This window comes from Streptomyces sp. NPDC049915, from assembly GCF_040656475.1.
GTDB lineage: Bacteria > Actinomycetota > Actinomycetes > Streptomycetales > Streptomycetaceae > Streptomyces.
Genome location: NZ_JBFAMH010000005.1, coordinates 260,896 through 278,984 on the forward strand (window position 1 = coordinate 260,896; position 18,089 = coordinate 278,984).

Genomic DNA, 18,089 nt, shown 5'->3' on the forward strand with positions numbered 1-18,089 from the left:
CCTCTCAGCGGTGCTGTGCAGGACCGACCCGTGCGGTCGGGGTGGAGCGGGGATCGTTCAGCCGGCGAGCGCCGCGGTGAGCGCGTCCACGACCCGCTGCTGCTGGTCGGGGGTGATCTGCGGGTAGAGCGGAAGCGACAGGATCCGCTCGGCCGCCTTCTCGGCGTTCGGGAAGTCGCCCGGGGAGTGGCCGAGATGGCGGTACGCCGGGGTGAGGTGGACGGGTTGCGGATAGTGCACGCCCGCGCCGATGCCCTCGGCGCCCAGCTTGCCGACCACGTCGTCGCGGTCCGCGCCGGTGATCTGGACGACGTACAGGTGCCAGACGTGGACATTGCCGGGCGCCGTCACCGGCAGGACGACCCGGCCGGTGGCCGCCAGGCCGGTGAGCAGCGCGTCGTAGCGGGCGGCGGCCGCGCGGCGGGCCGCGTTGCCGTCCGTGAGGCGGGCCAGCTTCGCGCGCAGGACGACGGCCTGCAGTCCGTCCAGGCGGCTGTTGAAGCCGGGCACGTCGTGGCGGTACTTGGCGACGCCACCGTGGTTGGCGATCGCACGGACCAGGTCGGCGCGTGCCTCGTCGTCGGTGAGGACCGCGCCCGCGTCGCCGTAGGCGCCCAGGTTCTTGCCCGGGTAGAAGCTGGTGGCGGCGATGGAGCCGCTGCCCGGTGTGCGGCCGCCACAGCTGGCGCCCTGGCACTGCGCGGCGTCCTCGACGACGCGGACATGGCCGGGGAGCCGGCCGGTCAGCGCAGTGACGTCGGCCATCTGGCCGTACAGATGCACGGGCACCACCGCGCGGGTGGCCGGGCCGACCGCGTCCAGCGCGGCCTGCGGATCCAGCAGATGGCTGTCGGGCAGGCAGTCCGCGAGGACCGGGCGGGCGCCGATGCGGGCCACCGCGCCGACGGTGGCGATGAAGGTGTTGGTGGGCACCACGACCTCGTCGCCGGGCCCCACCCCGCCGGCGCGCAGGGCGAGTTCGACGGCGTCGGTGCCGTTGGCGACGCCCACGCAGTGCGCGACGCGGCCGAAGTCGGCGTACTCGCGCTCGAAGAGGCGGACCTCCTCCCCTCCGATGAACGCCGTGTTCGCCAGGAGGCGTTCGAAGCCGGCCCGTACCTCGTCGGCGACCTCCGCGTGGGCCGCCTTCAGGTCCACCAGTGGAATGCGGTTCATACGTTCCGTCCCCCCATTGCTCTCAGCGCGAGTTCGTCGAGCGCCGGGGCGGCCGCCTCGCGCAGCCGCCGGGCCGGGCTGCCCACCCAGACCTCGCCCGGCGGTATGTCGCCGAGCACGGTGCTCCCCATCCCGATCTGCGACCAGGCGCCGACCGTGGTGCCCTCCCGGACCAGGGCCCCGGAGCCCACATAGCTGCCCGTGGCCAGCCGCACTCCCCCGCCCAGGCGCACGCCGGACGCGACGGTGGCGTAGTCCTCGACGACGTCGTCGTGGGTGAGGACGGTGTGCGGCATCACCGCGACGTGCGCGCCCACCCGTACGGCGGCCGTCAGCGCGCAGTGCGCGAGCAGCACCGAGCCGGGACCGACGCGCGAGGTCACCGAGACGGCCGCGGTCGGGTGGACCACGGTGGCGTAGCGGTCCTCGGGCAGGTCGAGCCGGCGCACCAGGCGGGCGCGGGCGCCGTAGTCACGGGGGTTGCCCACGCAGATCACCACGCGGGCGTCGGGCAGGTCGTGGACCAGGTCCGTGCCGCCGAGGACGGGCAGGCCGTCGACGTCGGTGCCGTGCAGGGCCCGGTCGTCGTCGAGGTGCCCGAGCAGCGTGGCCTCGCCCGCGTCCCGTACCGCCTGCGCGGTCTCCCGGGCGAAGCCGCCGGCACCGATGATCAGCAGCGTGTTCATCGTGCGGCCTGGGCGCGCAGGGCAGCCACCACGCGGTCCTGCTGGGCCTCGGTCATCGTGTGGAACAGCGGCAGGATCAGCGAGTCGCGGCTGATCCGTTCGGTGACCGGCAGCGGCGCGCCGTGGTGGCCGGCGTAGGCGGGTTCGAGGTGGGCGGCCATGATGCCGCGGCGGGCGGAGACGCCGGCCGCGGCGAGCGCGGCGAGCAGGTCGTCCCGGCCGACGGGGAAGTCCGGTTCGAGCAGCACCCAGTAGGACTGGAAGTTGCTCTCGCCGTGCTCGGGGTCGCGGACGGGGGTGAGACCCGGGATGTCCCGCAGCAACGCCTCGTAACGCGCCGCCAGTTCGCGGCGGCGGGTGATCATCGCGTCGAGTTTGCCGAGCTGGACCAGGCCGACCGCGGCCTGGATGTCCGTCATCCGGTAGTTGTAGCCGACCTCGAGATAGCTCTCCAGGACAGGCTTGTCGCTGGCGTGACGCTCGGCCGCCGAGGCGTTCATGCCGTGTTCGCGCAGCCGGCGCAGACGGGCCGCCCATCCGGCGTCGTCGGTGGTGATCATGCCGCCCTCGCCGGTGGTGACGATCTTGCGGGGGTGGAAGGACCAGGCCGCGACCAGGGCGCCCTGTCCGACGGGCTTGCCCCCGGCCGTGGAGCCGATGGCGCAGGCCGCGTCCTCGACCAGCGGGATCCGCCAGTCGGCGCAGGCGGCGCGCAGGGCGTGGACGTCGGCCGGGACGCCGCCCTGGTGGACGGCGAGGACGGCCCGGGTGCGCGGGGTGCGGACCGCGTCCACGGTGACCGTGGTGAGGTTGCCGGTGACCGGGTCCACGTCCGCGAACACCGGCTCGGCGCCGACGTGGCGCACCGCGTTGGCGGTGGCGATGAAGGACAGCGAGGGCACCACGACCTGGTCGCCGGGCCCGAGTCCGAGGGCGACGAGGGACAGGTGCAGGGCGGTGGTGCAGGAGCTGACCGCGACGGCGTGCTCGGCGCCGACGCGCTCGGCGAAGGCCCGCTCGAACGCGGCGACCCGGGGGCCCTGGGCGACCCAGCCGGACAGTACGGCCGCGGAGGCGGCCCGGGCCTCCTCCTCGCCCAGCCAGGGGATCATCACGGGGATGCGGTCGGTGCTCACTTGGCCGCCTCCCGCTCCGCACGCCACCACGCGACCAGGTCCTTGAGCCCGGTGCGCAGGTCGATGTGGGCGGTGAAGCCGAGCCGCTCGGCGGCCCGGCTGGTGTCGGCGAGGCGCCGGACCACGCCGTTCACGGTGCGGGCGGGTCCGTACTCGGGCTCCAGGCCGGTGGCGCCCATCGCCTCCAGCAGGCCCTCGGCCAGCTCCTTCAGCGAGGTCTCCGTGCCGCCGGCGACGTTGAACACCTCGTCGGTGACCGGGGACTCGGCGGCCAGCACATTGGCGCGGGCGATGTCGCGGACGTCGACGAAGTCCATGGTCTGGGTGCCGTCGCCGAGGATCAGCGGCGGCTCGCCCGCCTCGATGCGTTCCATCCAGCGGATGAGCACCTCGGTGTACAGGCCGTGGATGTCCATCCGGGGGCCGTACACGTTGAAGTAGCGCAGGGCCACGTAATCGAGCCCGAACATGGCGTGGAAGCTGCGCAGCATGCCCTCGTTGAAGGCCTTGGCGGCGCCGTAGAACGTGTCGTTGTGGTAGGGGTGGTGGCGCTCGGTCGTCGGGAACTCCTCGGCCATGCCGTAGACGGACGCCGAGGACGAGGCGACGATCTTGGAGACGCCGGCGTCGACCGCCGCCTCCAGGACGTTGAAGGTGCCGTCGACCATCACCTCGTTGGCGAGCCGGGGTTCCTCGGCGCACTGGGTGATGCGGATCGCGGCGAGGTGGAACACCAGGTCGGCGCCCTCGGTGACCTTGCGGACCAGGGCGGCGTCACGGATGTCGCCCTCGACGACCCGCACGGTGTTGGTCCCCAGTGCCTGGGCGAGGTTGGCCATGCGCCCGCGCACGAAGTTGTCGAGCACGACGATCTCGCGGGCACCGCCCTCGGCCAGGAGGTCGACCAGGTTCGAGCCGATGGTGCCCGCCCCTCCGGTGACCAGGATCTTCTTGCCTCGTACGCTGCTCAACTGCTTGGCCCTCTCGCTGATGTGGAACGTCAGTGCGCGGCGCTGGAACGGACGTCAGTGGCCGGCGCGCAGACCGACGACGGCGCCCTTGAACTGAAGGCTCCGCGAGGCCGCTTCGAGAATGTCCAGCACGCGCAGGCCCGCGCGGCCGTCGGTCAGCGGCGCCCGCCGGTGCCGGATCGCGTCGGCGAACTCCTCGGCCATGCCGCGCAGGGCTTCGCGCTCGGCGATCGCGGGGGCGACCATGTCCCCGGAGCGGTACGAGACGAGCATGTCGCGGCGCTCGTCCGCACCGATCTCCTGCGGCGCGGCCAGGTCCACGCCCCGGTCGTAGATCGCCACCCGTTGCAGCGGGTTGAGGTCGTCCCACACCAAGGTGCGCTTGGCGCCGCCCACCATGGTGGTGCGCACCTTCGTCGGGGAGAGCCAGTTGACGTGCACGTGGGCGATGGCCCCCGTGTTGAGCTGCAGCGTCAGATAGGCCACGCAGGCCTGGCCCGCGCCGATCGGGTCGGCCCCGTGGGCGGCGACGGCGACCGGCTCGACGTGGCCGGGGAGGATGAAGTCCAGGATGGACAGGTCGTGCGGGGCCAGGTCCCACAGCACGTCGATGTCCTTCTGGACGAGCCCTAGGTTGATGCGCACCGAGTCGACGAAGTGGATCTCGCCGAGTTCCCCGGAGTGGACCGCCTCCCGGATACGGCCCACGGCGGGCGTGTAGCAGTAAGTGTGGTCGCACATCAGGGTCAGGCCGCGCTCCCGCGCCTCGTTCACCAGGCGCAGCCCGTCGGCGTAGGTGGCCGCGAGGGGTTTCTCCACCAGGACGTGCTTGCCGGCGCGCAGGGCGGCCAGGGCGATGTCGAGGTGGGTGCCGGCGGGCGTGGCCACGGCGACGGCGTCCACCTCCGGGTCGGCGAGGACGGCCGCGTAGTCCGCGGTGGCCTGCACGGTCGAGTAGCCGCCGAGGACCCGCCGGGCGCGGTCCACGTCGAGGTCGCACAGCCAGCGCAGCCGGAACCGGTCACTGGCCTGGAAGTTGCGGACGAGGTTGGGGCCCCAGTAGCCGGCCCCGACGACGGCGACCCCCAACGGCTCCTGCGTCACGGCGTTCCTCTTTCCCTGGCTCATCAGTAGGCCCCCGTTCCGCGCACCACGGCCGAGCCGGTGCGCAGCAGGATCGACAGGTCCAGGCCCATCGACCAGTTGTCCACGTATCCGAGATCGAGCCGGACCGCCTCGTCCCAGGGCAGGTCGGAGCGGCCGCTGACCTGCCACAGACCGGTGAGGCCGGGTTTGACCAGCAGCCGGCGCTTGATGTCCGGCGTGTACTCCTCCACTTCCTCGGGCAGCGGAGGGCGGGGGCCCACGAGCGACATGTGGCCCTTGACCACGTTGATCAGCTGCGGCAGTTCGTCGAGCGAGCTGCGGCGCAGGAACGAACCGACGCGGGTGACGCGCGGGTCCTTCTTCACCTTGAACAGCAGTCCGTCGCTGTTGCTGTTGAGGTGCTCCAGCTCGGCCCGCAGGGCGTCCGCGTCCTGCCGCATGGTGCGGAACTTCTGCATGGTGAAGTGGTCGCCGTAGCGGCCCACCCGCTGCTGCCGGTACAGGGCCGGTCCGGTGCTGTCCAGCCGGACGATCAGGGCGATCAGCAGCATGGGCAGCCCGAACAGCAGCAGGAGCGCCGCCGCGAGCGTACGGTCCAGCGCCTCCTTGGGCAGCCGGGAGAGCCGGGAGAGGTTCGGCGCCTGGACGCGCAGCAGTGGCACGCCGTTGGTGGGGCGCACGGCCAGGCGGGCGGCGGACACGTCGGTCAGGACGGGCGCCAGCAGGAAGTCGGCGGCGTGGACGGCGGCCGTCCACGACATGCGGCGCACGACGGCGGCATCGAACTCCGGGGCCGGGAGCACCACCACGGTGCCGATGCCCATGGCCCGGATGACGTCGTCCAGGTCACCGGCGCCGCCCAGGACAGGCACCCCCAGCCGGCGGATCTGCGTGCTGTGGTCGGCGTCGCTCACGCACGCGCCGGCGACGTGCAGGGCGCGTGCGCCGCCGGTGCGCCGCAGGACGGCGGCCAGCTCCAGGACCCCGTGCGAGGGTCCGACCAGCAGGGTCGCGCTGCGGTCGCGCCCCCGCGCCCAGCGCCGGTGCAGCCGGCGGCGCAGGGCGTAACGGAGCGGCAGCGCGAAGGCGATCGCCGGCACCGCGGCCGTCGTCATGTCATGCAGGAACCCCGCATCGCGGGTGAACACCCAGTAGGTGCCCGCCAGCGCGGGCAGCAGGGCGGCGCCGCGCAGCACACGCAGGTATTCCTCGGCCCCCAGACCGAGGGCTCCGCGCTCGTAGGTGCGGTGGGCGAGCATCGCCACGATCCACAGCGGCGGCAGCACCAGCGCCACCGCCCAGCGGCCGTACGCCCCGTGGATCACCAGGGCGGCGGCCAGGGCCGCGAACACGTCCGCGGCCAGCAGAGCTCTTCGGTATGTGCGTTCCCAGCGTCTTCGACGAGCATCTGGACGTCTATGTTCCACAACCAGGTGCTCATGCGTCATCTCAATGGTCATGGACCCCCCACCACCACGTGCGCAGCTATGCCTGAGCCAACGAAAACCGGGCCTGCGGTCGCGAGACCCGCAGCCGGGAATGGATCGGCGCCGCTGTGTCTCCTCAGCCCAACGGCACTGAAAAACAAGGGAGTCTCAGCGGTTCCCCAACCGCTTCACGCCCCCCGCGTGCTGGCCGGCTGCCTGTTGCGGCCTCCGGTCCCCCAACGCCGTTCCCCTGACGTGCAGCCAGGGTCTGGTTTCCCTCCCAAACCGGTCCGGCGGACCTCAATCTAGACCACGCGACGCAGTCCCGGGAACAGTTGGACGAAACACGCAGCGCAACGGGATGACGGGGGGCATACTGCCCAAGTGACGAGCATCGTGATCCCGGCGCACAACGAGGCACGCGTCCTCGGCCGGCTCCTCGATTCTCTGCTGGCCGACGACTTCGGGGACGACACCGACATCGTGGTCGTGTGCAACGGGTGCACGGACGACACCGCGCGCGTCGCGGCCGCCCGCGGTCCGCGCGTGCGGGTGGTCGAGATCCCCGTCCCCTCCAAGCACGCCGCGCTGCGGGCGGGCGACGACCACGCGCGCGGCTTCCCGCGCCTGTACGTGGACGCCGACGTGGTGCTCACGGCCGCCGACGTACGGGCGCTTACCACGCCCCTGGACGACGGCGCCGACCGCTCCGACGGCACCGCGCGGATCCTCGCCACCGCGCCACGGCGGCACATCCCGCTGGCCGCCTGCGCCTGGCCGGTGCGCGCCTACTACCGGGTGTGGCAGCGGCTGCCCGCGGTGCGCGAAGGGCTGTTCGGCCGGGGCGTCATCGCGCTGTCCAAGGCCGGGCACGACCGGATCGCCGCCCTGCCGCCGCTGATGGCGGACGACCTGGCCGCGTCGCTGGCGTTCGCCGCGCACGAGCGGCGCGTGGTCGGCGCGGCACGGGTCGTGGTCCATCCGCCGCGCACCTGGCGGGACTTGATCAAACGACGGGTCCGGGCGGCGGTGTCCACCGCGCAGGTCGAGCGGCAGGGCCCGCAGGGGGCCTCGGCGCGCACCGGCCGGTCGGACCTGACGGCGCTGCTGCGCGCGGAGCCGTCGCTCCTGCCGGGCGTCGTGGTCTTCGTGGCCGCGGCGCTGGTCGCACGCCGGGGGGCGCGCAAGGCCATCCGCGCCGGGGACTTCGGCACCTGGCTGCGCGACGAGAGCAGCCGGCGGAACTGAGCGCACCAGGAGTCCTGCCACATGTACCTCACCGACCGTTCCGCACCGGCGCAGACGGGCGCCGGTGCGGGCCGCATACGCGGCCGGCGGCCCGGAGTCGCGCCGGTCGTGCTCGTGCTCGGCACGGTCAGCCTGATCACCGACATCTCCTCGGAGATGGTCACCGCCGTCCTGCCGCTCTACCTGGTCAGCACGCTCGGCTTCAGCCCGCTGGGGTTCGGCACCCTGGACGGCATCTACAACGGCGTCAGCGCGCTGGTCCAGCTCACCGGCGGCCACCTCGCCGACCGGGTGCGCGGCCACAAGCTGATGGCCGGGCTCGGCTACGGCCTCTCGGCGCTGTGCAAGCCGCTGCTGCTGCTCGCCGGCAGCCTCGGCACGCTCGGCACCGTCCTGGCACTGGAGAGGACCGGCAAGGGCCTGCGCACCGCCCCGCGCGACGCGATGATCTCCCTGTCCACACCGGCCGCGACCCAGGGCCGGGCGTTCGGCGTGCACCGGGCGATGGACACCACGGGCGCCATGCTCGGCCCGCTGACGGCATTCCTCATCCTGCGCGCGGCGGCCGACGGCTACGACGCCGTGTTCGGCGTGAGCACGTGCGTGGCGGTGCTGGGGGTGCTGGTCCTGGTGCTGTTCGTACCGGGGCGGCGGCAGTCCGGGCGGACGGAGGAGGCCGGCCCGCCGCGCCCCAAGCCGTCCGTGGGCGAGGCGCTCGCCCTGCTGCGCCTGCCGCGGCTGCGGGCGCTCGCCGGCTGTGCCGCGCTGCTCGGTCTGACCACCGTCAGCGACGCCTTCGTCTATCTGCTGCTGCAACGGCGGGCCGGGGTCGGTGACGCGTGGTTCACGCTGCTGCCGCTGGGCACCGCCGTCGTGTTCCTGCTGCTGGCCGTGCCGATGGGCGCGCTGGCCGACCGGGTCGGGCGGCGCACCGTGTTCCTCGCCGGGCATCTGGCCCTGCTCGCCGCCTACGCCCTGCTGCTGTGGGCGCCGGCCACGCCGGTCCTCGCGCCGGTCGTCCTCGCCCTGCACGGCACGTTCTACGCGGCCACCGACGGCGTCCTCCCGGCCGCCCTCGCCGGTGTCGTGCCCGAGCACCTGCGCGCCAGCGGCCTCGCCATCGTAGGCACCAGCCAGGCCCTGGCCCGCTTCTGCTGCTCGCTGGCCTTCGGCGCCGCGTGGACGATGTGGGGCGACGGCGCCGCGCTGGCCGGTTCGGCGGCCGGCCTGGTGTGCTGCGCCGTCGTCGCGGGCCTGGTGCTGCGGCCGGCGGACGGCACACGATGACCACGATGACCACGTGCAGCAACCCCACCGGCCCCGTTGGCCCCGTTGGCCCCGCCGGAACGACGAACGCGAGGACCGGAATGACACCGCTGCGCCGCCGCCTGCTGATCCTCCTCGCCGCGGTGCTGCTCCTCGCCGGCCTCGGCACCGGCGTCGTCCTGCAGGCCGCCGACCGCGCCGACCGGGCCGGCCGGGCACAGTCGGGCGGTCCCGCCGTCACCGCGGGCACGCCGGCGCTCGGCCAGAAGGGCCGCCTGTTGTTCGTGAACGCGGCCACCGGCCCGCACCGGGGCGCTCTCGCCTCCGTGCCGTCGGCCGATCCCGGGGGCGGGCGGATCGCGGCGAGCCTGAAGTGCGTCCGCTTCTACGCGGCGGCCGGCACGGGCGTCTGCCTCCAGTCCAACCCGGGCGTGCTCAAGCAGAGCAACCGCGCCCTGATCCTGGACGCCGGGCTGCGCACCGTGCGCACCTTCCCGCTCGCGGGCACCCCGAGCCGGGCCCGCGTCTCGCCCAGCGGCCGCTTCGCCGCGTGGACCGTCTTCGTCTCCGGCGAGTCGTACTCGTCGGCCTTCTTCTCCACCCGCACCTCCGTGCTGGACACCCGTACGATGCGGCTGACGCCCAGCCTGGAGACGTTCTCCGTCGTCAAGGACGGCAAGCCGTACCACGCCTCGGACGTCAACTTCTGGGGCGTCACGTTCGCCGCCGACGACGACACCTTCTACGCCACCCTGAACTCCGCCGGTCGCACCCACCTGGTCCGCGGTTCCCTCTCCCGGCGTACCGTGACCACCCTGGCGGAGAACGTGGAGTGCCCGTCGCTCTCCCCCGACGGGACCCGGGTCGCCTACAAGAGGCGCGTCCTGTCCGGTGCCTCGCTCTGGCACGAGTACGTCCTCGACCTCAAGACCTTGCGCCGGACGCCGCTCGCCGAACGCCACAGCGTCGACGACCAGGCCACCTGGCTCGACGACCACACCCTCGTCTACGCCCTGCCCGCCGACGGCAAGGTCGGCGGCAGCGACCTGTGGAGCGTGCCGGCGGACGGCACGGGAAGCCCGAGGCTGCTGATCGCGGGCGCGTCGTCCCCGGCGCCGCTGTAGCCCGCGGCCCGCCTGGTGGGCCCGGCTGGAGCGGCGCGGACCAGGGAGCTTCGGTAGGTTTCCGGTATGGGCATCGATGTCGACGCGTTCCTCCGTCGTCTGGCTCAAGAGCTCAGACCACGGGCGGTGGAGTCGGCCGACCTGCTGCTGCAGCGCCTGAGCGTCGACATGCCCGAGCTGTGGGAGCACGAGGAGATCGCCGCGCTCGCGCTGGAGGAGACGGCCGGGCACATCACCCGGTTCCTGGACGTGCTCGAACAGCGCACCGAGGTGGCGGAGGTCGACGCGCCGCCCGAGGCACTGGAGATTGCCCGCCAGTCCGCCCGGCGTGGGGTGCCGATCAGCCAGCTGCTGCGCTCCTACCGTCTCGGCCACATGATCCTTCTCCAGCTGATCCAGGGCGAGGCCGCCCGGCTCACCGACGACTGGGAGCTGATGAACGCCGCGGGCATGCGGCTGATCCGTGCGGCCTTCGCGTACGTCGACCGCGGGTCGGAGCAGGTCGTCGCGGCCTACCAGGAGGAGCGCGACCGGCGGCTGCAGCGACGGCTGCTGCTCGCCAACGAGGCGAGCCGGCGGATCGGGACGGCTCTCGACACCGCCCGCACCGCCGAGGAGCTGGCCGAGTTCGGCACCGAGGACTTCGCCGACCTCGTCACCGTCGACCTCCTCGACTCCCTGCTCCACGACGGCGACGCCCGTCCGCCGGCGCCGCCGGAGCGCACGCCGGTGCTGCGCCGTATCGCCCAGCATGCGGCGCTGGACGACGACGCGGATCTGCCGGTCGCCACCGGCCGGACACACACCTACCCCGCGGAGTCGGACCCGGCGCGCGCACTGGCCTCGGGGCAGCCGCGCCTGCACCGCGCCACGGGGCACCCGTCCGAGCACCACTCCGCCCTGCTGCTGCCCCTGCGGGCCCGCGGCAACACCCTCGGCCTAGCGCAGTTCGTCCGCCGCGCCACCGCGGCCCCCTTCGACGACGACGACCTTCTGCTGGCCCAGGAGATCGCGGCGCTGGCGGCGATGTCCATCGACAACGCCCGCCGGTACAGCCAGGAGCGCGCCACCGCGCTCACCCTCCAGCGCAGCCTGCTGCCGCAGCGCGCGGTGGAGCAGTCGGCGGTCGACGCGGCGTCCCGCTATCTGCCGAGCGGTGCCCGGGCGGGAGTCGGCGGTGACTGGTACGACGTGATCCCGCTGTCCGGGGCGCGGGTCGCCCTGGTCGTCGGTGACGTCGTCGGCCGCGGCCTGCACGCCGCCGCCACCATGGGCCGCCTGCGCACGGCCGTCCGGTCCTTCGCGGACATCGATCTGATGCCCGACGAACTCCTCACGCATCTGGACGACGTGGTCATCCGCCTGCAGCGCGAGGAGGCGCGGGACGGCGAGTTGAGCGCCACCTGCCTGTACGCGGTCTACGACCCGGTGTCCCGGCTGTGCACGCTGGCCAGCGCCGGCCATGTGGCGCCGGCCGTGGCAACTCCCCCTCACCCCCGGGGCGTCGACGCCACCTGGTCGGTCGACTTCCCCGAGCTGCCGATCGGCCCGCCGCTGGGCCTGGGCGGACTCCCCTTCGAGACCGCCCAGTTCGAGCTGGCGGAGGGCAGTGTGCTGACCCTGTACACCGACGGCCTCATCCAGAGCCGTGGCCGTGACGTCGACTCCGCGCGCGCGGCGCTGTGCGACGCCCTCACCGACGGGCCGGACACACCGGAGGACATCTGCGACCGGCTGCTGGCCGCCGTACTGCCCAGCAACCGCTCCGACGACGTGGCCCTGCTGGTGGCGCGGACCCGGGCCCTCGACCCCGGCCATGTCACCACGCTCGACCTCCCCTCGGATCCGGCGGCCGTCGCCGGCGCCCGTGGCCACACGTCCCAGACGCTCACCGCCTGGGGGCTCGAGGAGCTGTCCTTCGCCACGGAGCTGATCGTCAGCGAGCTGGTCACCAACGCGATCCGCTACGGCAAGGGCCCCATCCAGCTGCGGCTGATCCTCCAGTCCACGCTGACGTGCGAGGTCTTCGACACGAACAGCACCTCGCCGCACCTGCGCCACGCCCGCACCTCGGACGAGGGCGGCCGCGGACTGCTGCTGGTGGCCCAGCTCGCCGAGCGCTGGGGCACCCGGCACAGCCGCGAGGGCAAGGTCATCTGGGCGGAGCAGACCCTGCCCACCGAGGCGCACGACATCCTCAGCTGACGCCCTGCTCCGCCCAGCTCTCGGCACGAACGGGTCCCCGGGTTCCTGCTGCCGAGCCACCCGAGGAGGAACACGCCACCGATACGCGGATCAGGCCGGGGGCGCACCGCCCGGACGTGTCGGTGCGACGCCGGCGCAGGGACTACCGCACCGGCCTCGCCGCGGACCCTCGGCCCGTCGAACGGGCCGGTTCACTCGGGCAGTTGGCCGAGTAACCCGTCGACCATCTCGACGTCCACGCGGGACCCTGGCAGCAGCGGGCACTGGCCCACCGGCTCCGCTTCCTCACCCGGGCCCTCGATCCCTCCGCTACCCCGTCACCGGGGCCGGCACCGGGCTTCCCGGCCGTAGCGGACTGCCTGTCACGACACCCGCACCTGCTGCCAAAGGAGATGGACATGAGCACGTACGACTACGTCATCGTCGGTGCCGGATCGGCGGGGTGTGTGCTCGCGGCACGCCTCTCGGAGGATCCGGAGGTCCGGGTGGCGCTGATCGAGGCCGGCGGTCCCGACACCGCGCAGGAGATCCATGTCCCGGCGGCCTTCCCGCAGTTGTTCAAGTCGGCCCTGGACTGGGACCTGGACAGCGAGCCGGAGCCGGGGATCGGCGGGCGGCGGACCTACCTGCCCCGGGGCAAGGTGTTCGGCGGCTGCAGCTCGATCAACGCGATGATCTACATCCGCGGCAACCGCGCCGACTACGACGGCTGGGCCGCGGCCGGTGCCGACGGCTGGTCGTACGACGAGGTCCTGCCGTACTTCAAGAGCTCCGAGGACAACGAGCGCGGCGCGGACGAGTACCACGGCGCGGGCGGGCCGCTGACCGTCAGCGACGGCCGGTCGCAGCACCCGCTCGCCTCCGTCTTCGTGCAGGCGGCCGTGCAGGCCGGGCACAAGGCGAACGACGACTTCAACGGCGAGACGCAGTTCGGTGTCGGCCGCTACCAGCTCACCCAGCGCGGCGGTCTGCGCTGCAGCGCCGCCGTCGCGTATCTGCACCCGGCGCTGGAGCGGGGGAACCTGACCGTGCTGCCGTCGGCCCTCGCCCACCGCGTGGTGATCGAGGGCGGCCGGGCGACCGGTGTGGAGGTGGAGCGGGGCGGCACCGTCGAGGTGGTGCGCGCCGAACGCGAGGTGATCCTGTCCGCGGGCGCCTACGAGTCGCCGAAGCTGCTGATGCTGTCCGGGATCGGGCCGGCCGCCACCCTGTCCGCCTTCGGCATCGGCGTCGTCCAGGACCTGCCCGTCGGCGAGGGTCTGCAGGACCACTACATGACGCTGCTGAACTTCCGTACCGGCGTCGAGTCGCTCCTCACGGCGGCCACGCCGGAGAACGCCGCGCTGCTGCAGAGCGAGGGCCGCGGCCACCTCACCTCCAACCTCGGCGAGGCCGGCGGCTTCTTCCGCAGCCGGGACGACCTGGCCGCCCCGGACGTGCAGTTCCACGCCTCCCCCGTGCTCTTCCACCAGGAGGGGCTCGGCGCACCCACCGAGCACGGCTTCGCCTTCGGCCCGTGCGTGCTCGCCCCGACCAGCCGCGGCACGGTCACCCTGCGCTCCCCGCGGCCCGACGCCGCACCCCGGATCGTGCACAACTACCTCACCACCAGGCAGGACCGCGACGCCATCGTCGCCGGTCTGCGGATCGCCCTGGATATCGCGGCACAGCGGGCGGTGACCGACGTCGCGACGGGGCCGTACCTCGTCCCGGACTCGGACGCGAACTCGGAGGCGGATCTCCTCGCCTGGGCGCAGCGCAACGGGCAGACGCTGTTCCACCCGACGTCGACGTGTGCGATCGGTGAGGTCGTCGACCCCGAGCTGCGTGTGTTCGGCGTGCCGGGCCTGCGCGTCGTGGACGCCTCGGTCTTCCCGACGGTGCCGCGCGGCAACACCAACGCACCGACCATCATGGCCGCCGAGAAGGCGGCCTGCCTCATCACGGGAGTGGGGCGATAGCGAGTCCCCTCCCGCCGGCCGACCGCGCCCTCGCCCCCTGACCTAGGGCGCCTCCGTCGCGTCCCGACGGGCCCGTGCCGCCGTGATCAGGGCCCGCATGAGCCGTACGTCGGTTCCGGCCTCCGGATGCCACTGCACGCCCATGGCGAAACCACCGGGGCCGGGCAGCTCGACGGCCTCGACCGTGCCGTCCTCGGCGTGGCAGCTCACCCTCAGGCCGTCGGCCAGCCGGTCCAGGGCCTGATGGTGGTAGGCCGGCACGGTGACGGCCTCGGGCAGTACCGCGGCCAGCCGGGTGCCCGGCACCGGCTTGACGACGTGCCGGGCGAATACCCCGGGTGGGCCGCAGTGGCCGCCGTGCCCGACCACGTCCGGCAGGTGCTGTACGAGGGTGCCGCCGAGGGCCACGTTGAGCAGTTGCATGCCCCGGCAGACGCCGAGCAGCGGGGTGCCCCGCTCCAGCGCGGCGTCGATCAGGGCGAGTTCCCAGGCGTCCCGCCGCTCGTGGGCGGGGCCGGTGCGCGGGTGGCGTGCGGCGCCGTAGCGGCGCGGGTCGACGTCGGGGCCGCCGGCGACGACCAGGCCGTCCAGGCGGGCGACGGTCTCCTCGGCGGCGCCGGGGTCGTCCGGCGGCAGCAGGAGAGCGAGCCCGCCGCAGCGCTGCACCAGCTCGTGGTAGCCGGCCGGGAGCACGGCGGCGGGCAGGTCCCACACGCCCCAGCGCACGGAGGACTCCAGGTAGGTGCTGATTCCGATGCACGGCGTGGGCACGGGGGCTGTCCTTCCGGGCGTGGGCGGGGTCAGTCGCGTTCGAGTTCGGCCTCGGCGGCCGCCAGCGCGGCGAACTCCTCCTCGGGGGCGGAGGCCACGAGACGGTGCCGACTGTAGAGCGCGAAGTAGGCGAGGGCGACCGCGTACACGGCCAGCGCGATCAGCGCGGCGGTCTTGTCCACCAGGAACGTCGCGGCGAGCGCGGCGCACGCCAGGACCAGGGCCACCGAGGAGGTCACGACGCCGCCCGGGGTGCGGTACGGCCGCGGCAGCCGCGGTTCACGGCGGCGCAGCACGATGTGGGACAGCGCCATCAGGGCGTAGGAGATGGTCGCGCCGAACACGGCGACGTTGAGCATGCGGGCGCCGTCGCGGGTGGCGGCGGCGAGTGCGAAGCCGAGCGCGCCGGGCACCAGCAGGCCGAGGTAGGGCGCCTTGCGGCGGCTGGTCAGGGACAGGAAGCGGGGCAGGTAGCCGGCCCGGGAGAGGGCGAACAGCTGCCGGGAGCCGGCGTAGATGAGGGAGAAGAAGGAGGCGACGAGCCCGGCGAGGCCGGCGTAGTTCACGAACCGGCTCAGCGCGGTGGGCCCGCCGTCTCCTTCCAGCGCCGCGACCAGCGGATTGCCGGCGTCCTTGATCGCGGCGGAGCCGTGTGCCCCGGTCGCGGTGAGGAAGGTGACCAGCGCCAGGACGAGCAGGATGCCGATGGACAGGGCCATCGCCCTCGGCAGGGAGCGCGCCGGGTCCTTGGTCTCCTCGGCGGCCAGCGGCACCCCTTCGACGCCGAGGAAGAACCACATGCCGAAGGGGAACGCGGCCCAGATGCCGAGGAGTCCGTACGGCAGCCAGGAGTTCGCGGCGAAGGCGGTGTGGTCGACGGGGATGTCGTCGAGCCGGCCGGCGTCGAAGTGGGTGAGGGCGCCGACGGCGAAGACGATCAGTGCGGCGACCGCGATGCCGGTGACGACGAAGCTGAAGCGCAGCGCCTCGCCGACGCCCCACAGGTGGATGCCGATGAACAGGGCGAAGCAGGCGAGGTACACGGGCCAGTCGGAGGTCAGCCCGAACAGGTGCAGGGACTCGACGTAGTCACCGATGAAGATGGCGATGGCGGCCGGGGCGAGCACGTACTCGATGAGGATCGCGGTGCCCGTGAGGAACCCGCCCCACGGGCCGAGCGCCCGGCGGGCGAAGCCGTAACCGCCGCCTGCGGTGGGCAGCACCGCGGCCATCTCGGCCTGCGAGAAGACCAGGCAGGTGTACATCACGCCCATCAGCAGGGCGGCCGCGGCCAGGCCGCCGAACCCGGCCTCGGCCAGGCCGAAGTTCCAGCCGGCGTAGTCGCCGGAGACGACGTAGGCCACGCCGAGGCCGGTCAGCAGCAGCCAGCCGGCGCTGCCCCGGCGCAGGGTGCGCCGTTGGAGGTAGGCGTCGTCCGGCGACGGGGGCGCCGCGGGGGAAGACGGGGTCACGTGTGCGTCGGTGCCTTCGGTCATGGGCCGCTCCCTACCTCGAGGAAAGGTACGGATGCACACCTTTGCGTTCCCGGAGTGCCGAGCGCAAGACCCCCGGGCTCTTCCCTTTCAAAGGTCTGTGTGCGTACCTTAGAGCCTCCGTCCGCACCGACAGGAGGCCGTTCCCGTGGCTGACCGTACGCCCCCGCTCAGCGTCGACGACCTGGTGACACTCGTCGACGGCGGGGAGATCCACACCGTCGTCCTCGCCTTCACCGACATGCAGGGAAGGCTCCAGGGCAAGCGGTTCGCCGCGCGCTTCTTCCTCGACGAGGTCCTGCGCCATGGCACCGAGGGCTGCAACTACCTGCTCGCGGTGGACGCCGACATGAACACCGTCGGCGGCTACGCCATGTCCTCCTGGGAGAGCGGCTACGGCGACTTCGCGATGCACGCCGACCCCGCCACCCTGCGCCGCACGCCGTGGGACGCGGGCACCGCGCTGCTGCTCGCCGATCTGGCCTGGCACGACGGCTCCCCGGTGGTGGCCTCCCCGCGCCAGATCCTGCGCCGCCAGCTGGACCGGCTCGCGGAGCACGGCTGGACCGCGTACGCGGGCACCGAGCTGGAGTTCATGGTCTTCAAGGACACCTATGAGGCGGCCTGGTCGCGCGGCTACCGCGAGATGACCCCGGCCAACCAGTACAACGTCGACTACTCGCTGCTGGGCACCGCCCGGGTCGAACCGCTGCTGGCGCGCATCCGGAACGAGATGGGTGCGGCGGGCATGACCGTGGAGTCCGCCAAGGGCGAGTGCAACCTCGGGCAGCACGAGATCGCCTTCCGCTACGACGAGGCGCTGACCAGCTGCGACCAGCACAGCATCTACAAGACCGGCGCCAAGACCATCGCCGCGCAGGAGGGCGTGTCCCTCACCTTCATGGCCAAGTGGGACGAGCGTGAGGGCAACTCCTGCCACATCCACCTCTCGCTGCGCGACGAGGCCGGCCGTCCCGTCCTCGCGGGCGACGGGCCGTACGGGATGTCCCCGCTGATGGAGCACTTCCTGGCCGGGCAGCTGGCGGCGATGCGGGACTTCACGCTGCTGTACGCCCCGAACATCAACTCCTACAAGCGGTTCCGCCCGGGCTCGTTCGCGCCGACCGCCGTCGCCTGGGGTCCCGACAACCGCACGTGCGCGCTGCGGGTCATCGGCCACGGCCCCGGGCACCGCCTGGAGAACCGGCTGCCCGGCGGCGACGTCAACCCGTATCTGGCGGTCGCCGGCATGGTCGCGGCCGGGCTGTACGGCATCGAGCACGAGCTGGAGCTGCCCGAGGCGTGCACCGGCAACGCGTACACGGGCGACGCCCGGCAGGTGCCCGGCACCCTGCGGGAGGCCGCCGAGCTGTGGCAGTCCTCCCCGATCGCGCGGGCCGCCTTCGGCGAGGAGGTCGTCGAGCACTACCTGAACATGGCCCGCGTCGAGCTGGACGCCTTCGACTCCGCCGTCACCGACTGGGAGCGTTTCCGTTCCTTCGAGCGCCTGTGAGGAAC

General features: G+C 73.1%; 14 protein-coding genes. 6 read left to right on the plus strand and 8 right to left on the minus strand.

Annotated features, from left to right (window positions below):
• Window positions 1-57: 57 nt before the first annotated feature.
• The 6 genes from AB0J12_RS10975 to AB0J12_RS11000 are packed head-to-tail and all read right to left on the minus strand — an operon-like array spanning window position 58 to window position 6,428.
• Entirely contained in the window at window positions 58-1,176 is a 1,119-nt protein-coding gene (locus AB0J12_RS10975) for a DegT/DnrJ/EryC1/StrS family aminotransferase (protein ID WP_363263953.1), read from the minus strand.
• A complete protein-coding gene (locus AB0J12_RS10980) occupies window positions 1,173-1,862 on the minus strand; it encodes an acetyltransferase (protein ID WP_363263954.1) in 690 nt (229 codons plus the stop codon). Before AB0J12_RS10980 ends, AB0J12_RS10975 begins: the two co-directional genes overlap by 4 nt.
• Window positions 1,859-2,998 (minus strand): DegT/DnrJ/EryC1/StrS family aminotransferase, encoded by a 1,140-nt coding sequence (locus AB0J12_RS10985; RefSeq protein WP_363263955.1) that lies wholly within the window; start codon window positions 2,996-2,998, stop codon window positions 1,859-1,861. Before AB0J12_RS10985 ends, AB0J12_RS10980 begins: the two co-directional genes overlap by 4 nt.
• Window positions 2,995-3,969 carry an NAD-dependent epimerase/dehydratase family protein gene (locus AB0J12_RS10990; RefSeq protein ID WP_363263956.1) on the minus strand — a complete coding sequence of 325 codons (975 nt, stop codon included), beginning with the start codon at window positions 3,967-3,969 and terminating at the stop codon, window positions 2,995-2,997. The genes AB0J12_RS10985 and AB0J12_RS10990 overlap by 4 nt, the downstream gene beginning before the upstream one ends.
• A gap of 54 nt (window positions 3,970-4,023) precedes the next feature.
• Window positions 4,024-5,073 carry a Gfo/Idh/MocA family oxidoreductase gene (locus tag AB0J12_RS10995; RefSeq protein ID WP_363263957.1) on the minus strand — a complete coding sequence of 350 codons (1,050 nt, stop codon included), beginning with the start codon at window positions 5,071-5,073 and terminating at the stop codon, window positions 4,024-4,026.
• Window positions 5,074-5,096: 23 nt separating this feature from the next.
• Window positions 5,097-6,428, minus strand: a complete 1,332-nt coding sequence (locus AB0J12_RS11000) for a sugar transferase (protein ID WP_363263958.1) — start codon at window positions 6,426-6,428, stop codon at window positions 5,097-5,099.
• Window positions 6,429-6,887: 459 nt separating this feature from the next.
• Here AB0J12_RS11000 and AB0J12_RS11005 point away from each other — a divergent pair, with 459 nt between their 5' ends.
• From AB0J12_RS11005 to AB0J12_RS11025, 5 genes are all read left to right on the plus strand, one after another.
• Window positions 6,888-7,751: a glycosyltransferase family 2 protein gene (locus tag AB0J12_RS11005; RefSeq protein ID WP_363263959.1), complete on the plus strand. Its 864-nt coding sequence runs from the start codon at window positions 6,888-6,890 to the stop codon at window positions 7,749-7,751.
• Window positions 7,752-7,772: 21 nt separating this feature from the next.
• Window positions 7,773-9,038, plus strand: coding sequence for an MFS transporter (locus tag AB0J12_RS11010; protein ID WP_363263960.1), 1,266 nt, complete (start codon window positions 7,773-7,775; stop codon window positions 9,036-9,038).
• Window positions 9,039-9,118: 80 nt separating this feature from the next.
• Window positions 9,119-10,141 carry a TolB-like translocation protein gene (locus AB0J12_RS11015; RefSeq protein WP_363263961.1) on the plus strand — a complete coding sequence of 341 codons (1,023 nt, stop codon included), beginning with the start codon at window positions 9,119-9,121 and terminating at the stop codon, window positions 10,139-10,141.
• A gap of 66 nt (window positions 10,142-10,207) precedes the next feature.
• Window positions 10,208-12,346, plus strand: a complete 2,139-nt coding sequence (locus tag AB0J12_RS11020) for a SpoIIE family protein phosphatase (RefSeq protein WP_363263962.1) — start codon at window positions 10,208-10,210, stop codon at window positions 12,344-12,346.
• Between the two features lie 398 nt (window positions 12,347-12,744).
• A complete protein-coding gene (locus AB0J12_RS11025; protein ID WP_363263963.1) occupies window positions 12,745-14,307 on the plus strand; it encodes a GMC family oxidoreductase N-terminal domain-containing protein in 1,563 nt (520 codons plus the stop codon).
• Between the two features lie 42 nt (window positions 14,308-14,349).
• Here AB0J12_RS11025 and AB0J12_RS11030 read toward each other — a convergent pair whose 3' ends face one another.
• Both AB0J12_RS11030 and eat read right to left on the minus strand, forming a co-directional pair.
• Complete coding sequence (locus tag AB0J12_RS11030) at window positions 14,350-15,078, minus strand: gamma-glutamyl-gamma-aminobutyrate hydrolase family protein (RefSeq protein ID WP_363263964.1); 729 nt, start codon at window positions 15,076-15,078, stop codon at window positions 14,350-14,352.
• A gap of 29 nt (window positions 15,079-15,107) precedes the next feature.
• On the minus strand, window positions 15,108-16,574 hold the full coding sequence (gene eat, locus AB0J12_RS11035; protein ID WP_363263965.1) for an ethanolamine permease: 1,467 nt from the start codon (window positions 16,572-16,574) through the stop codon (window positions 15,108-15,110).
• Between the two features lie 145 nt (window positions 16,575-16,719).
• Between eat and AB0J12_RS11040 the strand changes: the two genes are divergently transcribed.
• Window positions 16,720-18,084 carry a glutamine synthetase family protein gene (locus AB0J12_RS11040; RefSeq protein ID WP_363263966.1) on the plus strand — a complete coding sequence of 455 codons (1,365 nt, stop codon included), beginning with the start codon at window positions 16,720-16,722 and terminating at the stop codon, window positions 18,082-18,084.
• Window positions 18,085-18,089: the final 5 nt, after the last annotated feature.